Below are 22,688 nucleotides of genomic sequence, written 5' to 3'. Positions count from 1 at the left end.
TCCCTCCTTCAGTTAAGAAGCCTTACCGAAGGGACGCTACGAAGCCGACGAGGTGGGCGCCAGCGTGTCGCTGATCACTCCGGGCGGCGCCGGCGCGACGGCCGCGCGCGGCGAAGGCACCCGGGCCGCCGCCGCGATCACCGCGGCCCGCCGCTCACGGGCCGGTCCGGCGGACAGGTTGATCGCCGCCGCCACGAAGGCGATCAGGGCGCAGCCGATCCACAGTGCACTGTTGCCGAGCAGATCCCGGACGAACCCGCCGGCCACCGGTGCGGTGAAACCGGCGATCGACCAGGAGAGCGCGAAGACGCCCTGGTAGCGGCCGCGCACCGAGGCGGGGGCGAGGTCGGCGATGGTGGCCGCGTTGGCCGGCGAGTAGACCATCTCGCCGACGGTCCAGATCAGCACTGTCATCGCGTACAGCCAGGCGCTTCCGGCCAGGGCCGTCAGGCCGAAGCCGACGCCCTGCACGATCGTGCCGACCGCGAGCACCCGGGCCCGGCCGTGCCCGGCGATGAGCTTGGGGATGAAGAGCTGGCCGAGCACGATCAGCAGGCCGTTGAGCGCGATCACCCAGCCGAAGGTCGACGAGGAGAGGCCGTCGTCGCTCATCGCGATCGGCAGCATCGAGACGTGCTGGAGGAAGACCATCGCGCCCAGCAGGTTGGCGCCCGTGAAGATCAGGAACACCCGGTCGCGCAGGACCATGCCCAGCCCGCCGCGGCCCGACCCGGCACCCGATGGCACGTGCGCACCGGTCGGTCGCGTCTCCTTGATCTTGACGAACACGATCGCCGCGGTGACCAGCGTCGCCGACGCGTCGAGCACGAAGAGCAGCAGGTAGTCGAGGTGGGCCGCGAAACCGCCGAGGATCGCCGCCGACGCGAAGCCCAGGTTGATCGCCCAGTAGTTCAGCGAGAACGCGCGTACCCGGTCGCGGTCGGGCACGACGTCGACCATCATCGCGGCGAACGCCGGCCGGGCCGCCTCGGCGAACGTGCCGAGCGCGAACGCGACGCCGGCGATCATCGCGAACGGCCGCGAGAAGCCGAGCAGCAGCATCATGCTCGCGCCGCCGACGTGGGCGATCAGCAGCGTCGGCCGCCGGCCCCAGCGGTCGGCGAGGATGCCGCCGACCATCGTGCCGATGCCACCGCCGGCGCTCCACAGGCCGACCACGAGGCCGGCCTGGATGTCGCTGAAGCCGCGCTCCTTGGTCAGGTAGACCGTCAAGAAGATCAGTACGAAGCCGCCGAGCCGGTTGACCAGGGTGCCGCACCAGAGGTACCAGAACGTCCTGGGCAGTCCACCCGTTGTCTCGCGCAACCAGCCTCGTACCACTCCCAGGCCCCCCTTTTGTAACGACCGCCAATCCACAGCGGCCTTACGCAACCTAGGGGGTGGGCACCCAGGAAGTCATCAGGATTACCGCATGGCGGTCGTCACGCCGGGTGGGTCGCAGGCCGGTTCACCGGCTGCGCGAGGATGGCGGCATGACTGTGGGGACGTTGGTGCTGCTCCGGCACGGCGAGAGTGAGTGGAACGCGAAGAACCTGTTCACCGGATGGGTCGACGTCGACCTGACCGACAAGGGCGAGACCGAGGCCCGCCGCGGAGGCGCGCTGCTGCGGGAGCACGACCTGCTGCCCGACGTGCTGCACACCAGCGTGCTGCGGCGCGCGATCCGCACCAGCGAGCTCGCGCTGGGCGAGGCCGGCCGCTCCTGGATTCCGGTCAACCGGTCGTGGCGGCTCAACGAGCGCCACTACGGAGCGCTCCAGGGCAAGAACAAGAAGCAGACGCTCGAGGAGTACGGCGAGGAGCAGTTCATGCTCTGGCGCCGGTCGTACGACGTGCCGCCGCCGCCGATCGACCCGGGCGACGAGTGGGCGCAGACCGACGACCCGCGCTACGCGGCCCTGCCGCCGGAGCTGATGCCGCGCACCGAGTGCCTCAAGGACGTGCTCGTGCGCACCCTGCCGTACTGGTACGACGCGATCGTCCCGGACCTGCTGGCCGGCAAGACCGTGCTGGTCGCCGCACACGGCAACTCGCTGCGCGCCGTGGTCAAGCACCTCGACGGCATCTCCGACGAGGCGATCGCCAAGCTCAACATCCCGACCGGCATCCCGCTGCGCTACGACCTGGACGCCAACCTGCGCCCGATCGCCCCGGGCGGCGCCTACCTGGACCCGGCGGCCGCCGCCGAAGCCGCGGCCGCCGTGGCCAACCAGGGACGCTGAAAGATCAAACCTGTTCGCCGGTCACCAAATAGATGACGTGGTGGCCGGCGTTCACGGCGTGGTCCGCGAAGCGCTCGTAGAAACGGCCCAAGAGGGCGCCGTCGATCGCGGTTTCCGCACCGTACGGCCAGTCCGGGCTGAGCATGACCTTGAACAGCTCGACGTGCAGCGCGTCCATCGCGTCGTCGTCGGTATCCAGCTCCGCGGCGCCGACCGTGTCGAGCTTCGAGATGACTGTCGCGATCTTGGCCGCCATCTTGTCGGCGACGGCGGCCTTGGCCTGGAAGACCGGGCGGAGCTCGGCCGGGACCGCCGGTGAGGGGTGCCGGCGGAGGGCGGTCTTCGCCACGTGGTCGGCGAGGTCGCCCATCCGCTCCAGGTCGGCGGCGGTCTGCAGGGCGGTGATCAGCACCCGCAGGTCGCTGGCCACCGGGGCCTGGCGGGCCATGAGATCGGTCACCCGCTCCTCGACCTGGCGGTAGAGCGAGTCGACCTCGGCGTCCCGGGAGATCACGTCCTCGGCGGCGGCCTTGTCGGCACGCAGCAGTGCGGTGGTCGCCTCACCCATGGCGGTGCGGACCGCCTCGGCCATGTCGACCAACAGCTGACTCACGATGTGCAGGTCAGCGCGGAACTCTTCGCGCAAGGCCATTTGGTGCTCCTGGGGAACGATTGACATATGTCCGGTTCACCGTAGGTGTACGCCACAGAACGCTAGTGAACGGCGCTCTGCCGGCCGGTGAACATTGTGCGATCTGCGCCCGCTCGCTCCGGCCCGACCAGGCTTTTCGTTAAGAATGACCCTACGATCGCCTCGTGGAATGGGCGATCGTGACTGGCGTGTGCGTCAGTCTGTTGGCGGGCTTCGCCGCCGGATCGCTGATCCCGCGCTTCAGGCGGCGGGGGTCAGCGACCGTCGCACCTACCCGCGCGGCTGGCGAGGGAAGGCAGGCGATCACCATCGACCGGCACGATCCGCAGCCCGGATTGGGTCGCAAGAGCCTCGACTCGCTGCGGGTCGGCGTCGTGGTGCTCGACAGCGACGACACCGTGGTGCTGGTCAACCCGGCGGCCCGGGCGATGGGTCTGCTCCGCTCGGCGGGCACGCCGGGCAGCCTGGTCGCGCACCCGATCATCCGTACCCTGGCCGGCCAGGTCCGCCGCTCCGGCGTCCGCCGCGAGGTCGAGATGGACCTGCCGCGCGGCGACGGCCTCTCCGACCCCCTCGGCGTGCACCTGCGCGCGGTCGGCCTCGGCGGCAACTTCGTCGCCGTGGAGGCCGCCGACGTCACCGAGTCGCACCGGGTCAGCCGGGTGCGCCGGGACTTCGTCGCCAACGTCAGCCACGAGCTGAAGACCCCGATCGGCGCGCTCCAACTGCTCGCCGAGGCCCTGCTCGACGCCACCGACCCGACCAACGTCGGCCCGCAGCCCGGCGCCGGCCCGGAGGAGGACGTGGCCGCCGCCCGCCGGTTCGCCGTGCGGATCCAGCACGAGTCGACGCGGCTGGGCCGGCTGGTCAACGAGCTTCTGGAGCTGACCCGGCTCCAGGGCGCCGACCCGCTGCCCGACCCCGAGCCGGTGCCGGTCGACTGGGTGGTCGCCGAGGTGATCGACCGCACCCGCACGACGGCCGCCGCCCGCGAGATCGAGGTCGTGGTCGAGGGCAAGCGCGGGCTGACCGTCTACGGCAGCGACAGCCAGTTCGCCACCGCGCTGTCCAACCTGGTGGAGAACGCGATCGCGTACTCGAAGGAAGAGACCCGGATCACGATCACGACCGCCCTCGAGGAGTCGTCGGTCGTGCTCTCGGTGGCCGACCAGGGCATCGGCATCGCGCCGGACGAGGTCGACCGGATCTTCGAGCGGTTCTACCGTGCCGACCGCGCCCGCTCCCGGGCCACCGGCGGCACCGGGCTCGGCCTGGCCATCGTCAAGCACATCGCCACCAACCATGGCGGTCGCATCGATGTAGTCAGCACACTGGGGGAGGGTTCGACGTTCACCCTCCGGTTTCCGGCCAGTCCGCCGGACGCCGCCCTCCCGCTACCCCCCTCTATTGAGATCGTGACCGGATCGGCCGAGTCGAGCCGATCCGAGCGGTAAGGAAGGAAAGTCCGTGGCCCGCGTGCTCGTGGTCGAGGACGAAGAGTCGTTCTCCGATGCCCTCTCGTACATGCTCCGCAAGGAGGGCTTCGAGGTCTCGGTCGCACCGACCGGCACCTTGGCGCTGACCGAGTTCGACCGGACCGGCGCCGACATCGTGCTGCTGGACCTCATGCTGCCGGAGATGTCCGGCACCGAGGTCTGCCGCCAGCTCCGCCAGCGCTCCCGCGTGCCGATCATCATGGTCACCGCCCGGGACAGCGAGATCGACAAGGTGGTCGGCCTGGAGATCGGCGCCGACGACTACGTCACCAAGCCGTACTCGCCGCGCGAACTGGTCGCCCGCATCCGCGCGGTGCTGCGCCGCCAGGGCACCGAGGTCACCGAGCCGGACGCACCGACCTTGGCCGCCGGCCCGGTCCGGATGGACGTCGAGCGGCACGTGGTGACCGTCGACGGCTCGTCGGTGCAGCTGCCGTTGAAGGAGTTCGAGCTGCTGGAGCTGCTGCTCCGCAACGCCGGCCGGGTGCTCACCCGAGGCCAGCTCATCGACCGCGTCTGGGGCGCCGACTACGTGGGCGACACCAAGACCCTCGACGTGCACGTCAAGCGCCTGCGCTCGAAGGTCGAGCCGGAACCGTCGACGCCGCGCTTCATCGTCACCGTCCGCGGCCTCGGCTACAAGTTCGAGCCGTAGATCAAGCCCGGATTCATGACTCGGGCTCGCGGTGGGCGCGACCGTCGCTCCAGAGACCGCTGCGCTGCGCTCCGCTGCCACCTCCGCGCCGGGTCGCCCTCGAGCTCCTGAACCCAAACAAGGACCCGGGGCCGAACGGCAACTGCGCGGCGCGATCTGTACAATCGTTGTACAGTTTGCGGTATGAGCGCTGAGCCGCTACCTCCCGCGGAAGACCTAGAGATCTCCGTCAGTGACGCCCGCGCCCGACTTGCGGAGCTTGTCGACGAGGCTGAGGCCGGCAAGGTGATCTATCTGAGCCGGCACGGTCGGCGTGCGGCCGCGCTCGTCCCGGCGGACCTGCCGGAACAGGTGGCCAGCGACCAGGCTCGCGCGTTCGCGCGGCGGTTCGCCGATCGGCATGGGCCGCTGCTCGATCGGTTGGCCGAATGATCCACTACCTGACGGTTGCGGATGTCCTGGCGATCGCGGACGAGATCGGAGCCGGCGGCGATCTTCGCGATCCTGGTCTGTTGAGTTCGGCTGTGGTGCGCCCTCAGTCAGCGATGTTCGGGGTCGAGGCTTACACCGACATCTGGGACAAGGCTGCGGCGTTCATGCACTCGCTGGTCGCCAACCATCCCTTTGTCGACGGCAACAAACGTACGGGACTTGTCGCGGCGCTGGCTTTCCTCGAGCGAAACGGGATCGCGACGGAGCCCTTGGACGAGGACCTTGCCTACGAGCTGACGATCGGAATCGCCTCCGGCAAGATCCGTGAAGTTCCCGAAATCGCCGCAGGACTCCGCAGCTGCATCGGTTAGCGCTTCTTCGGCGCTGGTGGGGCGGCGGGCTCCGCGGCGCCGTTGAGGTCCTTCGTGCGGGTCAGGGGGAGGCGGCGCTTCGGGTCCGCGGGGTGTGGGGCGACCATGCCGCGGCGGGCGCGGGCGGCGCACATCTCGGCCAGCTTGGCGTAGGCCGCCTTGCCGATCAGGGCCGTCAGCTCCGGCTCGTAGGACTGCCACATGGCCTCGCTGCCGACGTGGGCCTCCGGGGACGACGTGCACCACCAGTGCAGGTCGTGGCCGCCCGAGCCCCAGCCGCGTCGGTCGAACTCGGTCAGCGTGGTGATCAGGATCTTGGTGCCGTCGGGGCGCTTGTTCCAGTCCTGGTCGCGGCGCACCGGGAGCTGCCAGCACACGTCCGGCTTGTATTCCAGCGGGTGCACCCCGTCGCGCAGGGCCTGGGCGTGCAGCGCGCAGCCGCCGCCGGCCGGGAAGTCCGCGTCGTTGAGGAACACGCACGGGCCGTCGGCGCTCTGGGTGGCGGTGCGCCGGGCCGGCGTCTTGCCGTCGACGGTGTCCATCTCGGTGTAGTTCTTGAACCCGCGGCGGTAGTGCTGCCAGGTCTCCGGCGTGAGCTTCTTGGCCGCCGCGCGGACCCGGGACTCGTCGTCGGAGTCGGTGAAGAACGCGCCGTGTGAGCAACAACCGTCGGCGGCCCGGCCCTCGATGATGCCGTGGCAACCCTTGCCGAAGATGCACGTCCAGCGGGACAGCAACCAGGTCAGGTCGGCACGGATGAGGTGCTTGGGGTCCTCGGGATCGAAGAATTCGACCCATTCCCGCGGGAAGTCCAGGTCGACCTCGCGGCTGCGGGGATCGTCGGCCGAATCGACGAGAACGCGTAGCTGGTTGCGTGCTGGCACCCGACAAGACTACGCCCGAATAGGCTGCCCACCCGCGTTGCCGCACGGCAACGCGGTGGCGATAAGCGTTGGGCCATAAGGTTCGGACATGAGGTTGGGCGTTCTCGACGTCGGTTCCAACACCGTTCACCTGCTGTTGGTCGACGCGCACCACGGTGCGCACCCGTGGCCGGCGCACTCGGAGAAGGCGGTGCTGCGGCTGGCCGAGCAGATCGGCCCCGACGGCGCGCTCACCAAGGCGGGCGCGGACGCGCTGGTCAAGGCCGCGCACGACGCGCAGGCCAGCGCACGCCGGCTGAAGGCCGACGACCTGCTGGCGTTCGCCACGTCCGCGGTCCGGGACGCGACGAACTCGCAAGAGGTGCTGGCCCGGGTACGCAAGGAGACCGGCGTGCGGCTCCAGGTGCTCTCCGGCGCCGACGAGGCCCGGGCCACCTTCCTCGCCGTCCGGCGCTGGTTCGGCTGGTCCGCGGGCCGGCTGCTGGTGCTCGACATCGGCGGTGGCTCGCTGGAGATCGCGGCCGGCATCGACGAGACGCCGGACCTCGCGATGTCGCTGCCGCTGGGTGCCGGCCGGCTCAGCCGCGAGCGCCTCGGTGTCGACCGGGACACCTCGTCGCCGCCGTCGCCGAAGAGCGTCGACGAGCTCCAGGCGTACGTGGAGAAGCAGCTCGAGGCGGCCGTGGCCAAGCTGGGCGACGTCCGCTGGGACCGCGCCGTGGCGACCTCGAAGACGTTCCGCACGCTGGCCCGCCTCGCCGGCGCGGCACCGTCCCGGCAGGGGCTGTGGGAGCCGCGTGCGCTCTCCGCGACGGGTCTGCGCCAGGTGCTCGGCTTCATCCGGCTGATCCCGCCGCGCCAGGTCTACGAGCTCGAAGGCGTCAGCGCCAGCCGCTCACACCAGTTGCTGGCCGGCGCGGTGGTGGCCGAGGCCGTGCTCCGCCGGCTCCAGATCGACGCGGCGGACATCTGCCCGTGGGCCCTCCGCGAAGGCGTGATCCTGCGCCGGCTCGACCAGCTTGAATCGGCATAAACGATGGATTTGGGGTGGCTCGTCCAGGTGGCCACTGCCACCTAGGACTACCCTGATTGACGTGACCTCGCGCACCCCCGTGATCCTGTCAAGCTCTTCGGTCTTCCCCGAGCCGACCGCCGCGGCCTTCGAGATGGCCGCGCGGCTGGGCTACGACGGCATCGAGGTCATGGTCTGGACCGACGCCGTGAGCCAGGACGCCGGGGCGCTGAAGGGCCTCGCGGCCCACTACGGCGTGCCGGTGCTCAGCGTCCACGCGCCCTGCCTGCTGGTGACCCAGCGGGTGTGGAGCCCGGACCCGTGGGAGCGGCTGCGCCGCGCGGCCGAGCTCGCCGAGTCGGTGGAGGCGCCGACCGTGGTCGTGCACCCGCCGTTCAGCTGGCAGCGCGACTACGCCCGGTCGTTCCAGCCGGGGCTCGAGCGGATCGCGCACAAGCACAGCGACCTGACCTTCGCCATCGAGAACATGTTCCCGGTGCGCATGGCCGGCCGCGAGTTCGTGCCCTACCAGCCGGGCTGGAACCCGACCGAGTCCGGCTTCGACGCGTACACCCTGGATCTGTCGCACTGCGCCGCGAGCCGCACGGACGCGCTGGCCATGGCCGACGCCATGGGCGACGGCCTGCGGCACGTGCACCTGGGCGACGGCAGCGGCGAAGGGCGCGACGAGCACCTGGTGCCCGGGCGCGGCAGCCAGCCCTGCGGCGAGCTGCTCGAGTCGCTGGCCGGGCGGGGCTTCCGCGGCTCGATCGCCGTGGAGGTCAACACCCGGGGTGCCAAGAGCCGCGCGGACCGCGAGGCCGACCTGGGCGCGGCGCTGGAGTTCGCCCGCGCCCACCTGCCGACACCAGCAAAAGTCTGAGGAAACCGCCGGCAGTGCGCCCGGAGCCGGCTCAGACGCCGGCCAATGTCGCTCTCTTGCGCGCTCGGTGCGCGGCCACGTGCGAGCGGGTGGCGCACCGCTCGGAGCAGAACCGCCGGCAGTTGTTGGACGACGTGTCCAGGTAGACGTTGCCGCACCGGTCGTCGGCGCAGACCCCGAACCGGGCACTGCCGTGGGTGGTCAGCCAGACCGCGAGGCCCCACACCGCCGCGGCGAGGAACTCGTTGCTGGCCGAGGCGCCGCGGCTGGTCACGTGCATGTGCCAGTCGCTGGCATCGTGCCCGGAGATCCGCGGCTGGACCGGATGGTCCTTCAGCAAGGAGTTGAGCTCGTTGACCGCCTCGGTGTCGCGGCCGGCGCTGCCGAACTGGAAGACGTCGCGCAGCCGCTTCTGGGCGCGGCGGAACGTCGTCACATCACGCTCGGTGACCTCGTCGCGCATCCAGGCGTTGTCGGCGATGAAAACGGCCCGCAGGTCGTCGATGCCCTCCATCGGGGCGTTGACCAGGTCAACGGCGGTGCGCGCGTACGCATCGAAGTTCACCCGACAACCGTAGACGACGTGGGAAGCGCGTGCCTCGTCCGTGGGGTCACTCCGCGACGAAGCCACTCCGCTAAGCGATCATGAACGTGTGCCAAGCTCGCCGAGTAGCCCCCGCCCACGGGCGCTACGCTGCGGGCATGCTCCGTTCGGTCATCCTCGCCGCCTCCAGGTCATCCCGGGTCGAGCGGCTCGTCGAGACGGCTCCGCTCACCCGCGACGTCGTCCACCGCTTCATCGCCGGCGTCACCGGTGATGACGCTCTGCACACGACCCGCGACCTGGTGGGCGACGGCCTCCGGGTGACCCTCGACTACCTCGGCGAGGACACGGTCAACCCGGCACAGGCGACAGCCATCAAGGACGAGTACCTCGCGGTCCTGAGCGCCCTGGGTGGTGGCGGCCTGACGCCGGCCGCCGAGGTCAGCGTCAAGCTCTCGGCGCTCGGCCAGAAGTTCGACGAGCAGCTCGCGTGCGACCTGACGCGGCAGATCTGCGCCGCGGCGGCCAACGCCGGCACGACGGTGACCCTCGACATGGAGGACCACACCACCACGGACTCCACGCTGGAGATCCTGGCCAAGCTGCGGCTCGACTACCCGACCACCGGCGCCGTGCTGCAGGCCTACCTGCGCCGCACCGAGGCCGACTGCCGCGAGCTGGCCACGCTCGGCTCCCGGGTCCGGCTGTGCAAGGGCGCTTACAAGGAGCCCGAGTCGGTGGCCTTCCAGTCGGCGATCGACGTCGACAAGTCGTACGTGCGCTGCATGAACATCCTGATGTCCGGCGAGGGCTACCCGATGCTGGCCACCCACGACCCCCGGCTGATCGCGATCGCCGAGGACCGGGCCCGCTGGTTCGACCGCTCGACCGACGCCTTCGAGTTCCAGCTCCTGCACGGCGTGCGTCCCGACGAGCAGCTGCGGCTGGCCAACGAGGGCTACACGGTGCGGGTCTACGTGCCCTACGGCACCGACTGGTACGGCTACATGATGCGCCGGCTGGCCGAACGTCCGGCGAACCTGCTGTTCTTCGCCCGTGCCATGAAATCGCGCAAGTAACTCATCCGTACGGCTGATCCCTCGATCGGGTGGACGGCCTTAATCTCGCCCGGATGGCTGAGGAGACAGGTGCGCCGGCACCACGCCGGCGATGGTCCTTGTGGCTTTCCCTCGGCCTGGTGGCCGCGCTCGTGCTGTGCGTCGCTCCGGTCGGAGTCGGCGTCGTCGTGTTCCGTGGGCTCGACTCGCCGGCCTGGCCGGCGAGCCCGTCGGCGAAGGCTGAGCCGGCCCGCAGCCCGGTCGCGGGCGACGCCGAGCGGGTCACCGCCGCCTGGTTGCGCGACCGGATCCGGGCGGCCCTGGTTGCACAGGGCACCGCGCTGCTCGGCGGTGACCAGGCGGGCTTCCTCGCGATCGCCGACCCGGCCAGCCCGGCGCAGGCGACGTTGACCGCGCAGTTCGCCTCGTTGCGGGCCATGAAGGTCACCCGCTGGGTGCCGTCGGCCGACTCGATCCCCTCGTCGGTGGGCCCGCGCAAGTGGCGCACGCTGATCGAGGTCGAGCACTGCTTCGTCGAGCCCGACTGCAAGCCGATGACCATCACGTACGGCACGGTGTGGACCGACACCGCGGCCGGGCTCAAGCTGGTCGGCGTCGAGCCGTCGATGTCGACGTACGACGGCCCCCGCCCGTGGGAGGTCGACCAGCTCGTGGTCGCCCACGGCAAGCGGGTCACCGTGGCCACCACGAAGGCGCTGCGCGGGCAGCTCAAGACCGTGCTGGCCGAGGCCGAGAAGGCCGCCGTGGTCGCCGACCGGTACGCCGTCGGTGGACCGCCCCCGGCCCACTACGAGGTGTTCTACGCGGGCACCGACCAGTGGAAGCGGTGGTTCGGCGGCAACCGGCCGGCGTGGACGGCCGGCTACGCGTTGCCCGTCGGCGGGCGGCAGGTCGACGTCGTGATCAACGCGGCCGCGCCGCAGCGCAACAACCTCGACGACCTGTTGCGCCACGAGATGACGCACGCCTCGCAGATGCCGCAGAACGGCTTCCCCACGTCGGCCTGGTGGCTGGTCGAGGGGCTCGCCGAGCTCGCCGCCTCCGGCGGTGCGGCTCCGCGGGCGTACGACGGCATCGAAGAGGTGCGCAAGGTGGTCAAGGAGCGTGGCTGGGCCGGCCCGCTGGAGGATCTCAAGATCGCCGATGGCGCGGCCGACTGGGAGGTCGCCGGCGCGTACGGGATCGGCTACCTGGCTGTCCGGCAGCTCGCGGAGCGGTTCGGCGAGCCCGCCGTGCTGGCCTTCATGCAGGCCCTGACACATGACCGGTTGTCGATCGACGAGGCCAGTCGAGAGGTTTTCGGCGAGCCGTGGTCTGTGCTCAATGATCAGTGTGTGGCTGCTGTGCGAGCGGCCGCGGCCTGATCGCCCATCGAGATATGTCCCCTTTAGGGGTAAATTTCGGGAAAACTCGGTGAGTTGCCTTGACTAACCATGATCAAACCCGCGAAGGGATCGCGCCGGTAACAACGGCACCGCTACCGTACTAGTTACACGAGCGCCTGACGGCGCGCGCCGGGGATGGATTGGTTGGTGAGCCATGGCAGGATCACCACAAGCCGACAGGCTGTCGGAGGTCAAGTTCCTCACGGTGGCCGAGGTGGCGACATTGATGCGGGTGTCAAAGATGACGGTCTACCGCTTGGTGCATTCGGGTGATCTCACCGCGGTGCGCGTCGGTCGATCGTTCCGGGTTCCGGAGCACGCTGTGAACGAGTATTTACGCGGCGCGTTCCAAGAGTCCGCATAAGAGTGGCCATGGAGCCGGCCGCGGGGCTGTGACGGCCCCGCGGCCGGGGTCGCTTTGGCTGGGCCGACGGTCGACGCGTACCCTGGATCGCGATTCTCACCCCGCTGTGGTGCAATGCGCCCGCCGTCGGGTCGGATCCGATGTCAGATCGCCGTCGGCCTTCACGTCCCCGTGACGTCCGGCGCATGTCGCACGTTCACTGGGAGAGGGCTGTCGTATGGGCTCGGTGGTCAAGAAGCGCCGCAAGCGTATGGCCAAGAAGAAGCACCGCAAGCTGCTGCGCAAGACCCGCGTCCAGCGTCGCCGTCTCGGCAAGTGACGCCGGCCCGAGCCTGAGGTCCACTCCTGGGCCGGCGGCTCGGGTCTGACGTCAGTGCCGGTGGCCCGGCGCGTCCGCGCGGCACCCTCCTGATCCTTTGACCGGAGGCCAACGTGAGGTCGCGACCAACAGGCTCGGTTGTCGTCACCGGCGTCAGCCGGTTTCTGGGCGCCCACGTGGCCGCCCGGCTCGCCGCCGACGACCGGATCGGCCGCGTGGTCGGGCTCGACCCGCACGCGCCACCAGCGGAGTTCGCCCACCTGCTCGACGGTGTCGAGCAGGTGCGCGGCGACGCCGGCTCCGCCAGCACCGTGATCGCCGACCTCGAGGCCGAGGCGGTGGTCCACCTCGCGCTGGCCACCGCTCCCGACCCGCAGCACGGCGGCCGGGCGGCGATGAAAGAGCAGAACGTCATCGGCACCATGCACCTGCTCGCCGCCTGCCAACAGGCCCCGCGGCTGCGCAAGCTGGTGATGCGCTCGTCCACCGCGGCGTACGGCGCGTCCTTCCGCGACCCGGCGGTGTTCACCGAGGACACCGAGCCGCGTGAGGTGCCGCGCGGCGGGTTCGCCCGGGACATCCTCGACATCGAGGGCTACGTCCGTGGCTTCCGGCGCCGCCGGACCGACGTCACCGCGACCGTGCTGCGCTTCGCGCCGTTCATCGGCTCCAGCGCCGACACCACGCTGACCCGCTACTTCGCCCGCCCGGTGGTGCCCACCGTGCTCGGCCGCGACCCGCGCCTGCAGTTCCTGCACATCGACGACGCGCTGGAGATCATCCACCGGTCGGTGGTCGACGACCACGCCGGCACGTTCAACGTCGCGGGGGCCGGGGTGCTCTCGCTGTCGCAGGCGATCCGCCGCGCCGGCCGCATCCCGGTGCCGGTCCTCGAGCCGGGCCTGTCCGCCGCCTCCAACCTGGTGCGCAACCTCGGCCGCAGCGGCTACGGGCTCGACCAGGTCGACCTGTTCGTGCACGGCCGGGTGGTCGACACGACCAAGCTGGTCGGCGAGTTCGGCTGGAGCCCGCGGAGCACCGCCGACGCGTTCGACGACTTCGTCGCGGGCCACCGCGGTGGGGCGGTGCTGCGCAGGGAGCAGTTGGCCCTGGCCGAGCAGGCCATCCTCGACGGGATCCGGCAGGCCCGCGCGACCGTGCAGGAGAAGGCATGACTGAGGAATCGGGCCGGCCCGACCGGCCCCCGCGCAAGAGCACCCGCAAGGCGGCCCCCCGCCGCGCGCCGGCGCAGAAGACCAACGGCGCCACCCGCCGGGGGAGCGTGCCGGCCACCGACTTCACGATCGACGCGACGTCGTCCAACGGCACCACCCCGCCGATGCCGAACGGCAGCGGCCCGGCGGCCGCCAACGGCAGTGCTCCGATCCCCGCCGACGACAGGCCAGCACCGCTGCCGCCGTCGGTAGCCGACCAACCCGGTGACGTCTGGGACGATCGCGTCGCCAAGGGGCTGGCCTTCCTGCGGCGCCGGCTGGGCGGCGACTACGAGGTCGACGAGTTCGGGTTCGACCCGGAGCTCACCGACAAGGTCTTCCTGCCGCTGCTGCGCCTGCTCTACCGCGACTGGTTCCGCACCGAGGTCTTCGGCGTCGAGAACCTGCCGGCCAACGGGTCGGCGCTGGTCGTCGGCAACCACTCCGGCACCGTCGCGCTCGACGCGATCATGCTGGCCACGGCCGTCAACGACCGCACGCCCAACCGCCGCCACCTGCGGCTGCTCGGCGCCGACCTGGTGTTCCGGATGCCGATCGTCTCCGAGCTCGCCCGCAAGTCCGGCGGCACGGTCGCCTGCAACCCCGACGCCGAGCGGCTGCTGAGCACCGGCGAGCTCGTCGGCGTCTTTCCCGAGGGCTTCAAGGGCGTCGGCAAGCAGTACGCGCAGCGCTACAAGCTCCAGCGCTTCGGGCGCGGCGGGTTCGTGTCGGCGGCGCTGCGCACGGGCACTCCGATCGTCCCGGCCGCGATCGTCGGCGCCGAGGAGATCTACCCGATGCTCGCCGACATCAAGCCGCTGGCCCGGCTGCTCGGCCTGCCCTACTTCCCGGTGACGCCGACGTTCCCCTGGCTGGGGCCGCTGGGCATGCTGCCGTTGCCGAGCAAGTGGCTGATCGAGTTCTCGAAGCCGATCCCGACCACGCACCTGCAGGACCAGGCCGACGACCCGCTGGTCGTGTTCAACCTGGCCGACCAGGTGCGGGAGACCATCCAGCAGACGCTGCACACCCTGCTGGAGCGCCGGCCAGACCCGTTCGGGCGCTAGGCGCTAGGACTGGCCGCGGCGGCGCCGGCGGGCCGCCAGGACCGTCGTGATCGCGCCGGCCAGCAGACCCGCGGCCAGTGTCGACGGCACCGCGACCTTGGCGGCCTTGCGGCCGGTGCGGAAGTCGCGCATCTCCCAGCCCTGCTCGCGGGCGGCCCGGCGCAGCCCGCTGTCGGGGTTGACGGCGACCGCGTTGCCGACGGCCGAGAGCATCGGCAGGTCGTTGACGGAGTCGCTGTACGCCGTGCATCGCCGCAGGTCGAGCCCCTCGACGTTGGCGAGCTGGGTGATCGCGTCGGCCTTGGCCGGGCCGTGCATCAGGTCGCCGACCAGCCGGCCCGTGTAGGCACCGTCGATCACCTCGGCCACCGTGCCGATCGCCCCGGTCAGCCCGAGCCGCTGTGCGATGACCCGGCCGATCTCCACCGGCGCGGCGCTGACCAGCCACACCCGCTCGCCGGCGTCGAGATGCAATTGCGCGAGCGCGCGGGTGCCGGACCAGATCCGCGGCGCCATCAGCTCGTCGAAGATCTCTTCGGTCAGCCGCTCGATGTCGTCGACCCGCCAGCCCTCGATGAACGCCAGCGCCACCTTCTTGGCGTTGGACATGTCGCCGGCGTGCTCGGCCGCGAGCAGCCGGTAGCGGGCCTGCTGCCAGGCGAACCGGGCCAGGTCGGTGGTGGTGAAGTAGCGCCGGGCGGCCAGCCCACGGGCGATCCAGTAGATCGACGCGCCCTGGAGCATGGTGTTGTCGATGTCGAAGAAGGCCGCCGCGCTCTTGTCGATGTCGACCTCGAGGGCCGCTTCGAGCTCGGCCGCCGCCCAACCCGCCGTGTGACCGTGTGCGTCCGTGCTGATGGTCAGCCGGTGCTCCGATGCCACGCAGTTGCCTCCGATCCGCCCTTGGCCCCATCAACGAGGGTATCCGGCCGAACTCGTCGCTTCAGCGATCGAGGCGTTCCTCCAGGTGAGGAACGCCCCGATCGTGGTAGGTCGGCAGGAGTCAGGAACCGGGGACGAGCCCGCCGAGCAGGTCGCCGAGATCCTCGACGAGGTTGCTGTTGTTGCTCGGCGCCGGGGTCGGCGTGGCCGGTGCCGGGCTGGCACCCGGGCGGTCGGCCGAGCCGGGCGCCGCCGGCGAGCCGGACGGGGCCGGCTTCGGGTCGGTCTTCTCCGGCCGCGACTCGTTGGCCACACCGTCGCCGCCGGACTGCTTGCCGGCCGGTCCGTCGGCCGGTGCGCTGCCCGCCGGGCAGGCACCCGGCAGCGGACCCAGCGCGTCGGACCTGGCCGCCGCGTCGCCGCCGCACTCCAGCGACCGGCGCAGCTCGTCGGCCCGCTTCTCGACCGAGAGCAGCAGCGCGACCGACGACAGCGCACGCTCGTGGCGGGCCTCCGTCGTCGTGCCGAGCAGGCCGCTGACCTCGGTGCGCTGGTGCTTGAGGAACGCGTCGACCGCGTCGAGCGCGGCCATCTCGTGCCGCTGCGTCGCGGTCGTGGTGAGCAGCCGTACGCCCTCGGTGGTGTTGGCGTCCATGTCGTCGAGCGCCCGGGCGAACCCGTCGCTGTCGCTGACGGCCCGCGCCTCCGACAGTCGGTTGCGCGCGAAGTCCAGGAACAGCTGGCCCTTCGACAGGTCGGAGCTGGCCAGGGCGAGCTGGGCCCGCTCGGTGGAGCGCTTGACGCCGTAGAGGGCGTCGCCCGGCACCGCGTTCTCGCTGGCCGCCGACATGCCCGAGATGGCGATCGCGCCGACGGCGACGCCGGCCAGGATCGCTCCACGGGTACGGATGCGGCGCGCCCGTTGCTTCGGCGCGTTGGCCGCGGCCCGGAACGCCTGCAGGTCGACGGTCGCGCCGGTGTCGGCGACCGCGCCGATCCCTTCGCGTTCCGCCGCAGCGACGAGGGCCGCGCGCAGGCTCATCCGGAACTCGGGGTCGACGTCGACGTCGACCGAGTGTTTGAGCGCTGACACCCGATGCCCGACAGCCACGACATCGGCGAGATCGTTGTCCACCGGAGACCGCACGTGGTGACGACGGCCGCCGTGGGCCTCGTCGAGAAGCTGGGCGAAGCGCTCGGCGCGCCGCCGGTGGAAAAGGACGGAGTTCACCGCGGGCACCTCCCTTCGCTGGTTACGACAGTGAAACCGGGATGGAAACCCATCACCGGACGCATCGAGTTCAACTGTCGTAGGGCACGAAAAGTTACGGGTCGGTCCCCACCGGTCACGGTTGGAACCCGTCCGGCAGCAGCCGGGCGAGGGCTCTGACCGCACGGTATTGCAGCGCCTTGATGGCTCCCTCGTTCTTGCCCATCGCCTGCGCCGTCTCGGCCACCGAGAAGCCCTGGAGGAACCGGAGCACGATGCACTCCTGCTGCTCGGGGTTGAGTTGCTTGACGGCCGTGAGCAGGGCGACGTTGGTGATGTGGTCGACGACGGCGGCTTCGGGGCTGCCCTCGGGCCCGCGGTCCTCGCGGTCGGCGTCCAGGACGTCGCCGGTGGTCACCTCGAGCCGGTAGCGGCCCGACTTGAAGTGGTCGGCGACCAGGTTGCGGGCGATCGTGACCAGCCAGGCGCCGAGGTCGCGGCCCTGCCAGGTGAAGCTGCCGATGCGCTTGAGGGCGCGCAGGAACGTGTCGGACGTCAGGTCTTCGGCGAGCTGGCGGTTGCCGACCCGGAAGTAGACGAACCGGAAGACGGTGTCGACGTAGCGGTCGTAGATCAGCCCGAACGCCTCGGCCTCGCCCGCCTGGGCCCGCTCGACCAGGGTCCAGACCTCGGTCGCCGGGTCGGACGGGTCGGGGCGCGAGGGGTACTGGGTCGGCGCGTTGCCGGAGCCGCCGGTGCGCTGCTCGGCGATCGACGGCACGGCGGGCAGCACGGCGGTCTCGCCGCTCTCCGCCGGGCTCTGGCCGACACCGGGCTGGGCCGGCATGGTCGGCCGGTTGGGTGTGCCCACGCGACCGCCGTTGACCTGCTTGGAGTTGCTGCCCGGGCCGACCGGCCGGCCCGGGATGTCGGTGTGCGGCTTGTTGCGGGTCCGCCGGGCGCCCCCGTCGGCGACGGAACCGTCGCCACGCCAGGTGGATCCGTCACCTCGGACGTCGAGGCTCCGCATCTCGTGCACCGTCCGGCGCAACGCCGCCAGGCCGGCGCTGAGCGCGGCGGGCACGTCGTGGAGCTCGCAGCCGGGGGCATAGCTGTACGCCGTCACTTGCCGCCCTCCAACCGGAGCCACCACGAGGGGGCACCGGGACATAGGTGCTCATGCAACGCGTCTACGGGCACAGCGGCCTCCTCGGGGATGAGGGGTGTGACTCACATACAAAAGGGGTGAGCCGACCCAGGAATGATAGGGCCAACATCACCCACGTGTGGGGAGTCCGTTACACAGAGCCGAAGTATTTCCCGATACCACCTGAACGTGTCGCACATCTTGTCCGCTGCCGGACCTAAGACACCTAGCCGGAGGACGGCTGTCACCTGCGGAAAGCGGGCGACACGCCGAATCGCGACACGCCGATATGCACAGGTGGCTCTAGCCGATCGGCGACACGCGGGTGCCTCGTCGGTTCGTGAGCACGGTCCCGTAGGTGGGATCGCGACGCACACTCGCACAACGCGCTGGACGACAACCGTGGCCACGGTCGGCGACACTGTGCCAGACTCGGCGACCGTGGTGGACCGCCGTTCCGACACACTTGCCGACCGGGTGGCCGCAGCCGCTGCCGCGTCGCCCGACAAGACCGCCTTGATCTGGCACGACACGAGCATGCGTTGGGGCGAGCTGGACCGCCGCGTCGATGCCGCCGCGGCCGCGCTCACCGGGCTCAACCTGCCAACGGGCGCTCGGGTTGCGCTCGCGTTACCCAACTCACCCCGCTACGCGGTGACCTTCTTCGCCGTCCTGCGCGCGGGCCTGGTCGCGGTGCCGGTGAACCCGACGTACACCGCGCGCGAGTTGCGGCACGTGCTGGCCGACTCGGGTGCGTCCTTGCTGGTCGCGAGCCCCGAGGTCGCGCGTGTCGTCGAGGGCGTCCGAGGTGATCTGCCCGAGCTGGCGCGCGTACTCGAGAAGCTTCCGGACGACGGTCCGGCCGGCTCCCGGGTCGAGCCGGGCGACCTCGCGGTGCTGCTCTACACGTCCGGCACCGAAGGTGCGCCCAAGGGCGCGATGCTCAGCCACCGGGCGCTGATGGCCAACCACGCGCAGATCGACGGCATCTCGCCAACGGTGGTCGGCCCGGACGACACCCTGTTGCTCGCGTTGCCGCTGTTCCACGCCTACGGGCTCAACTCGTCGCTCGGCGCGGTCGCCTATCACGGTGCCACGGGCGTGCTGGTCGACCGCTTCGATCCGGCCGACTCGCTCGCCCTGATCGCCCGCCACGGCGTCACCGGCCTCGTCGGCGTTCCCTCGATGTACCAGGCGTGGTCGCTGTTGCCGGACGCCGGCGCGGCGATGTCGACGGTCCGGGTCGCGGTGTGCGGCGCCGCGCCGCTGGACCCCGAGACCGCGACGCGGTTCACCCAGGTGACGTCGCTTCCGGTCTTCGTCGGGTACGGGCTGACCGAGACCGCACCGGCGGTCACCTCGACACTGGCGAGCCCGGAGCCGAAACCGGGCTCGATCGGGCGGGCGATTCCCGGTGTCGAGTTGCGGCTGGTCGCGCCGGACGGCAGCCCGGTCTCCGAGGTGTCCGATCTGGACGGTGACGAGTTCGACCTCGAGGTCGGGCCACCGGAGACCGACCCCGGCGAGATCGTGGTTCGCGGCGCCAACCTGTTCGACGGCTACTGGCCCGACGGACGTGGCGGTCCCGACGCCGACGGTTGGTGGGCCACGGGCGACATCGCGTACGCCGATGCCGACGGTGACCTGTTCATCGTCGACCGCCGGGGTGAGCTGATCATCGTCAACGGCTTCAACGTCTACCCTCGCGAGGTGGAACAGGTCCTGGAAGCCCATCCCGGCGTGGCCGAGGCGGCGGTGATCGGCGTGCCGCACCCGTACACCGGGCAGACGGTCAAGGCCTTCGTCGTGCGCGCTCCCGGCACCGACGTCGACCCCGACGAGCTGCTCTCGCACGCCGAGGCGAACCTCGCTCGCTTCAAGACGCCGACCGCGCTGGAGTTCGTGGCCGAGCTGCCGCACTCGGCGATCGGCAAGGTGCGCAAGGCGGAGCTGCGGGATGCCTAGGGTCACGTTGCTCACCCGGGCCGACTGCCACCTGTGCGACGCGGCCCGATCGGCGCTGGACCGGGTGGCGGCGCGCACCGGCGAGGCGTGGACCGAGCTGTCCGTCGACGACGACCTCGAGCTCGAGCGCGACTACGGCGACCGGCTGCCGGTGGTGCTGCTCGACGGCAAGGAGCACGGCTACTGGCGGGTCGAGGAGGACCGGCTGGCCGTCGATCTAGGTGGGTAGAGTCGGCCCGTGAAGCGCACTCACCTGGTCTGGGACTGGAACGGCACCCTGCTCAACGACTTCGAGCTGGTCCTACGGGCGACCAACCACGCGCTCGCGACGGTCGGTGGCCCGGCCGTGACGGCCGACCACCACCGGCGGCACTTCATCCGGCCGGTCGCCGACTACTACGCGATGGTGCTCGGGCGGGCCGTCGACGCCGACGAGTTCGACCGGCTCGACGAGATCTTCCACGACGCGTACCGGGCCGGGCTGACGACGTGCGCGCTCGCCGACGACGCCGTCAACGCGATGCGCTCCTGGGGCGGCAGCCAGTCGCTGCTGTCCATGTGGTTCCACGAGGACCTGGTGCCGGCCGTGACGGCGTTCGGGCTCGACGGGCGGTTCCAGCGGGTCGACGGGGTCCAGGTGGCGCTCGGGGGCGACCGCGCGTTCAAGGCGGGCCATCTCGCGCGGCACATCGACGCGCTCGAAGTCGACGGTGGGTCGGTGGTGCTGATCGGCGACTCGCTCGACGATGCCGACGCCGCCACCTCGGTGGGCGCCGGGTGCGTGCTCTACACCGGCGGGTTCACCGACGAGGCCCGGCTGCGCGCCTCGGGGCACCCGGTCGCCGGGTCGCTTTCGGAGGCCGTCGCGCTCGCCCTAACCGCGTAGGTAGGTCAGCACCGCGAGCACCCGGCGGTGCTGCTCCTCGTCGGGCGGCAGCTGGAGCTTGGTGAAGATGTTGCGCACGTGCTTCTCGACGGCGCCGTCGCTGACCACCAGCTTGCGGGCGATCGCGGTGTTCGACATGCCCTCGGCCATCAACCCGAGCACCTCGCGCTCGCGGGCGGTCAGCTCGCGCAGCGGGTCGTCGCGCCGGCGCCGGACGAGGAGCTGGGCGACCACCTCGGGGTCGAGCACCGTGCCACCGCCGGCCACCCGGCCGAGCGCGTCCAGGAACTCGGTGATCGCCGCCACCCGGTCCTTGAGCAGGTAGCCGACCGCGCCGGCCCGGTCGGCGAGCAGGTCGTCGGCGTACGACACCTCGACGTACTGCGAGAGCACCAGCACCGGGGTCCCCGGCACCAGGCGGCGCGCCTCGACGGCCGCCTTGAGCCCCTCGTCGGTGTGTGACGGCGGCATCCGCACGTCGACGATCGAGACGTCGGGCCGTTCCCGCACGATGGCCTCGACCAGGCTCGGACCGTCGCCGACCGCGGCCGCCACCTCGTGGCCGTGCTCGGTCACGAGCCGGACCAGGCCCTCGCGGAGGAGCACGGCGTCGTCAGCGATCACTATGCGCACCGGTCGAGCGTAGTGGAAACGCTCAGATCGGGAGGGTGGCCTGAATCAGGGTCGGACCGCCGGCCGGGCTCGTGACGGTGAGCCGCCCGCCGGCCGCGTGCACCCGGTCGGCCAGGCCGGCCAGGCCGTGGCCCTTGGAGACGTGCGCCCCGCCCTCGCCGTCGTCGGAGATCTCCACCCGCAGGTCGTTGCCCTCGCGGGAGACCGCGATCCGGCAGATCTCCGCCCGGCTGTGCTTGGCGACGTTGGTCAGCGACTCGGCGACCACGAAGTAGGCCGCGCTCTCCAGCGCCGGGTCGAGCCGGCCGCCGGCGGTGCCGAGGCTCTGGTCTATCGAGAGGTCGATCGGGATCACACCGCGACCGGCGAGGGCGGCCAGCGCGCTGGGCAGGCCACGGTCGACCAGGATCGGCGGTGCGATGCCCCGGGACAGCGAGCGGAGCTCGTCGAGGGTCTCCCGGGTCTGGGTCAGCGCCTCTTCGATGGTCCGGCGGGCCGCCTCGGGGTCCTGGTCGAACTGCTGCTGCGCGCGGCCGAGGTCCATCGCGAGCCGGACCAGGCGTTGCTGCGGGCCGTCGTGGATGTCGCGCTCCAGCTTGCGCAGGGCGGTCGCCTCGGCCGACACCGCCGCGCGCCGCTGCCCTTCGAGCGTGGTGATCTTGCTGCGCATCTCGGCCACGCCGGTCAGCATCGCCTTGCTGAAGTTGGCCTGGAGCAGGGCCACGCCGCGCACCACGATCGGCAGGCTGAGCAGGAAGAACACCCCGATGGCGGTGTACAGCAGCAGGCGCGGGCCGGTGCCGTCGCCCAGGCCGAGCAGCGTGTTGAGGTCGACCTCGTCGTCGCCGCGGGGGATCGCCCAGTCGTAGGCCCAGTAGAACGCGCCGAAGATCGCGCCGGCCCACCAGGTGACCGTGACCACGAAGCCGAAGATCGACAGGACGAACTTGACGAGTGCGTGTACGGCGTCGAGCCAGGACTGGCTGTCGCCGATGACAGCGATGACGCGCTTGAACAGGCCCGCGTCGGGTGCGGCGGTGCGGTACTCGGGGCGCACCCGGGGCAGCCGCAGGATCCGGCCGATCGCGAGCCGGTCGAGGTCGGCGAAGATCCGGGCGAGCAGCAGCGCTCCCGCCATCACCGGCAGGCCGATGCCCGTGACGATCAGACCGGCGCTGAGCACCAGCCCGACCAGGACCGCGACGAAACCGGCGATCGCCAGCGGAAAGCCCACGATCACGTACGCCGAGTCGGTCATCAGTTGACGCACGATGCCACGGTGAGCCGTGGTGCTCGGGGTGGGGCTGGAAACGACGGCTGTTGTCATGCCATCGACGCTAGGCATCGGCCCTGTTTACCCCCATC

Annotated in this window: 24 protein-coding genes and 1 pseudogene; 16 read left to right on the top strand and 9 right to left on the bottom strand. The window is 71.0% G+C overall.

The features are described from left to right. Positions 1–36: 36 nt before the first annotated feature. Positions 37–1,347, bottom strand: a complete 1,311-nt coding sequence (locus CHC05_RS27950; protein WP_089253701.1) for an MDR family MFS transporter — start codon at positions 1,345–1,347, stop codon at positions 37–39. A 146-nt stretch (positions 1,348–1,493) separates the two neighbouring features. On the opposite strand from CHC05_RS27950, the gene CHC05_RS27945 reads away from it, so the two are divergent. Then, positions 1,494–2,243, top strand: coding sequence for a phosphoglyceromutase (locus CHC05_RS27945; RefSeq protein WP_089253560.1), 750 nt, complete (start codon positions 1,494–1,496; stop codon positions 2,241–2,243). Between the two features lie 4 nt (positions 2,244–2,247). Here CHC05_RS27945 and phoU read toward each other — a convergent pair whose 3' ends face one another. Continuing rightward, complete coding sequence (gene phoU, locus CHC05_RS27940; protein WP_089253700.1) at positions 2,248–2,889, bottom strand: phosphate signaling complex protein PhoU; 642 nt, start codon at positions 2,887–2,889, stop codon at positions 2,248–2,250. A 170-nt stretch (positions 2,890–3,059) separates the two neighbouring features. Here phoU and CHC05_RS27935 point away from each other — a divergent pair, with 170 nt between their 5' ends. From CHC05_RS27935 to CHC05_RS27920, 4 genes are all read left to right on the top strand, one after another. Then, positions 3,060–4,349, top strand: coding sequence for a sensor histidine kinase (locus CHC05_RS27935; protein WP_089253559.1), 1,290 nt, complete (start codon positions 3,060–3,062; stop codon positions 4,347–4,349). Positions 4,350–4,362: 13 nt separating this feature from the next. Continuing rightward, positions 4,363–5,046 (top strand): response regulator transcription factor, encoded by a 684-nt coding sequence (locus tag CHC05_RS27930; RefSeq protein ID WP_089253558.1) that lies wholly within the window; start codon positions 4,363–4,365, stop codon positions 5,044–5,046. A gap of 183 nt (positions 5,047–5,229) precedes the next feature. Beyond that, positions 5,230–5,478 (top strand): type II toxin-antitoxin system Phd/YefM family antitoxin, encoded by a 249-nt coding sequence (locus tag CHC05_RS27925; RefSeq protein WP_089253557.1) that lies wholly within the window; start codon positions 5,230–5,232, stop codon positions 5,476–5,478. Beyond that, positions 5,475–5,849, top strand: coding sequence for a type II toxin-antitoxin system death-on-curing family toxin (locus CHC05_RS27920; RefSeq protein WP_218824704.1), 375 nt, complete (start codon positions 5,475–5,477; stop codon positions 5,847–5,849). Before CHC05_RS27925 ends, CHC05_RS27920 begins: the two co-directional genes overlap by 4 nt. Here CHC05_RS27920 and CHC05_RS27915 read toward each other — a convergent pair. Beyond that, a complete protein-coding gene (locus CHC05_RS27915; RefSeq protein WP_245871255.1) occupies positions 5,846–6,733 on the bottom strand; it encodes a DUF3109 family protein in 888 nt (295 codons plus the stop codon). The genes CHC05_RS27920 and CHC05_RS27915 overlap by 4 nt on opposite strands. Before the next feature lie 88 nt (positions 6,734–6,821). Between CHC05_RS27915 and CHC05_RS27910 the strand changes: the two genes are divergently transcribed. Both CHC05_RS27910 and CHC05_RS27905 read left to right on the top strand, forming a co-directional pair. Continuing rightward, positions 6,822–7,766, top strand: coding sequence for a Ppx/GppA phosphatase family protein (locus CHC05_RS27910; RefSeq protein ID WP_089253556.1), 945 nt, complete (start codon positions 6,822–6,824; stop codon positions 7,764–7,766). Between the two features lie 61 nt (positions 7,767–7,827). After that, entirely contained in the window at positions 7,828–8,628 is an 801-nt protein-coding gene (locus CHC05_RS27905) for a sugar phosphate isomerase/epimerase family protein (RefSeq protein ID WP_179266412.1), read from the top strand. A 31-nt stretch (positions 8,629–8,659) separates the two neighbouring features. On the opposite strand, the gene CHC05_RS27900 is transcribed toward CHC05_RS27905, so the two are convergent. Next, entirely contained in the window at positions 8,660–9,193 is a 534-nt protein-coding gene (locus CHC05_RS27900) for a CGNR zinc finger domain-containing protein (RefSeq protein WP_089253554.1), read from the bottom strand. A 137-nt stretch (positions 9,194–9,330) separates the two neighbouring features. Here CHC05_RS27900 and CHC05_RS27895 point away from each other — a divergent pair, with 137 nt between their 5' ends. The 6 genes from CHC05_RS27895 (at position 9,331) to CHC05_RS27870 (ending at position 14,600) form a co-directional block, all read left to right on the top strand. Then, positions 9,331–10,251, top strand: coding sequence for a proline dehydrogenase family protein (locus CHC05_RS27895; protein ID WP_089253553.1), 921 nt, complete (start codon positions 9,331–9,333; stop codon positions 10,249–10,251). Positions 10,252–10,304: 53 nt separating this feature from the next. After that, the gene (locus CHC05_RS27890) at positions 10,305–11,615 is read left to right on the top strand and encodes a hypothetical protein (protein ID WP_144022800.1); all 1,311 of its coding nucleotides are present in this window, start codon (positions 10,305–10,307) and stop codon (positions 11,613–11,615) included. Positions 11,616–11,790: 175 nt separating this feature from the next. Continuing rightward, positions 11,791–12,000 (top strand): helix-turn-helix domain-containing protein, encoded by a 210-nt coding sequence (locus CHC05_RS27885; protein WP_089253551.1) that lies wholly within the window; start codon positions 11,791–11,793, stop codon positions 11,998–12,000. A 217-nt stretch (positions 12,001–12,217) separates the two neighbouring features. Then, the gene (locus CHC05_RS27880) at positions 12,218–12,319 is read left to right on the top strand and encodes a 30S ribosomal protein bS22 (protein WP_007465623.1); all 102 of its coding nucleotides are present in this window, start codon (positions 12,218–12,220) and stop codon (positions 12,317–12,319) included. Between the two features lie 113 nt (positions 12,320–12,432). Further along, on the top strand, positions 12,433–13,494 hold the full coding sequence (locus CHC05_RS27875; protein ID WP_089253550.1) for an NAD-dependent epimerase/dehydratase family protein: 1,062 nt from the start codon (positions 12,433–12,435) through the stop codon (positions 13,492–13,494). A 164-nt stretch (positions 13,495–13,658) separates the two neighbouring features. Next, a complete protein-coding gene (locus CHC05_RS27870; protein ID WP_089253698.1) occupies positions 13,659–14,600 on the top strand; it encodes a lysophospholipid acyltransferase family protein in 942 nt (313 codons plus the stop codon). A gap of 3 nt (positions 14,601–14,603) precedes the next feature. Here the strand turns inward: CHC05_RS27870 and CHC05_RS27865 are convergent, their stop codons facing one another. The 3 genes and pseudogenes from CHC05_RS27865 to CHC05_RS27855 form a co-directional block, all read right to left on the bottom strand. Next, positions 14,604–15,482 (bottom strand): HAD family hydrolase, encoded by an 879-nt coding sequence (locus tag CHC05_RS27865; RefSeq protein WP_089253549.1) that lies wholly within the window; start codon positions 15,480–15,482, stop codon positions 14,604–14,606. Positions 15,483–15,846: 364 nt separating this feature from the next. Further along, positions 15,847–16,713: pseudogene (locus CHC05_RS27860) on the bottom strand (DUF5667 domain-containing protein); the annotation flags it as partial. Positions 16,714–16,828: 115 nt separating this feature from the next. Further along, positions 16,829–17,722 carry an ECF subfamily RNA polymerase sigma factor, BldN family gene (locus tag CHC05_RS27855; protein ID WP_089253697.1) on the bottom strand — a complete coding sequence of 298 codons (894 nt, stop codon included), beginning with the start codon at positions 17,720–17,722 and terminating at the stop codon, positions 16,829–16,831. Between the two features lie 558 nt (positions 17,723–18,280). On the opposite strand from CHC05_RS27855, the gene CHC05_RS27850 reads away from it, so the two are divergent. From CHC05_RS27850 to CHC05_RS27840, 3 genes are read left to right on the top strand one after another with little or no spacing between them, the layout of a single operon-like run. Then, complete coding sequence (locus CHC05_RS27850; RefSeq protein ID WP_245871254.1) at positions 18,281–19,804, top strand: AMP-binding protein; 1,524 nt, start codon at positions 18,281–18,283, stop codon at positions 19,802–19,804. Further along, complete coding sequence (locus CHC05_RS27845) at positions 19,797–20,033, top strand: glutaredoxin family protein (protein ID WP_089253547.1); 237 nt, start codon at positions 19,797–19,799, stop codon at positions 20,031–20,033. Before CHC05_RS27850 ends, CHC05_RS27845 begins: the two co-directional genes overlap by 8 nt. A gap of 9 nt (positions 20,034–20,042) precedes the next feature. Next, the gene (locus CHC05_RS27840) at positions 20,043–20,690 is read left to right on the top strand and encodes an HAD family hydrolase (RefSeq protein ID WP_089253546.1); all 648 of its coding nucleotides are present in this window, start codon (positions 20,043–20,045) and stop codon (positions 20,688–20,690) included. Here the strand turns inward: CHC05_RS27840 and CHC05_RS27835 are convergent. Together CHC05_RS27835 and CHC05_RS27830 are read right to left on the bottom strand one after the other, a co-directional pair. Continuing rightward, positions 20,679–21,323, bottom strand: coding sequence for a response regulator (locus CHC05_RS27835; protein ID WP_089253545.1), 645 nt, complete (start codon positions 21,321–21,323; stop codon positions 20,679–20,681). The genes CHC05_RS27840 and CHC05_RS27835 overlap by 12 nt on opposite strands. A 22-nt stretch (positions 21,324–21,345) precedes the next feature. Beyond that, entirely contained in the window at positions 21,346–22,650 is a 1,305-nt protein-coding gene (locus CHC05_RS27830; RefSeq protein WP_089253544.1) for a sensor histidine kinase, read from the bottom strand. Positions 22,651–22,688 lie beyond the last annotated feature (38 nt).

Source organism: Asanoa hainanensis, from assembly GCF_900188485.1.
Taxonomy (GTDB): Bacteria; Actinomycetota; Actinomycetes; order Mycobacteriales; family Micromonosporaceae; genus Asanoa; species Asanoa hainanensis.
Note: the sequence above shows the minus strand (reverse complement) of the source record. Positions and strands in the feature narration are given on the sequence as shown.

Coding starts and splice junctions, on each gene's coding strand:
- CHC05_RS27880 (WP_007465623.1), top strand. CDS start 12,218: ATGGGCTCGGTGGTCAAGAAGCGCCGCAAGCGTATGGCCAAGAAGAAG.
- CHC05_RS27925 (WP_089253557.1), top strand. CDS start 5,230: ATGAGCGCTGAGCCGCTACCTCCCGCGGAAGACCTAGAGATCTCCGTC.
- CHC05_RS27945 (WP_089253560.1), top strand. CDS start 1,494: ATGACTGTGGGGACGTTGGTGCTGCTCCGGCACGGCGAGAGTGAGTGG.
- CHC05_RS27895 (WP_089253553.1), top strand. CDS start 9,331: ATGCTCCGTTCGGTCATCCTCGCCGCCTCCAGGTCATCCCGGGTCGAG.
- CHC05_RS27870 (WP_089253698.1), top strand. CDS start 13,659: ATGCCGAACGGCAGCGGCCCGGCGGCCGCCAACGGCAGTGCTCCGATC.
- CHC05_RS27845 (WP_089253547.1), top strand. CDS start 19,797: ATGCCTAGGGTCACGTTGCTCACCCGGGCCGACTGCCACCTGTGCGAC.
- CHC05_RS27910 (WP_089253556.1), top strand. CDS start 6,822: ATGAGGTTGGGCGTTCTCGACGTCGGTTCCAACACCGTTCACCTGCTG.
- CHC05_RS27855 (WP_089253697.1), bottom strand. CDS start 17,722: ATGCGGAGCCTCGACGTCCGAGGTGACGGATCCACCTGGCGTGGCGAC.
- CHC05_RS27830 (WP_089253544.1), bottom strand. CDS start 22,650: ATGACAACAGCCGTCGTTTCCAGCCCCACCCCGAGCACCACGGCTCAC.
- CHC05_RS27920 (WP_218824704.1), top strand. CDS start 5,475: ATGATCCACTACCTGACGGTTGCGGATGTCCTGGCGATCGCGGACGAG.
- CHC05_RS27890 (WP_144022800.1), top strand. CDS start 10,305: ATGGCTGAGGAGACAGGTGCGCCGGCACCACGCCGGCGATGGTCCTTG.
- CHC05_RS27885 (WP_089253551.1), top strand. CDS start 11,791: ATGGCAGGATCACCACAAGCCGACAGGCTGTCGGAGGTCAAGTTCCTC.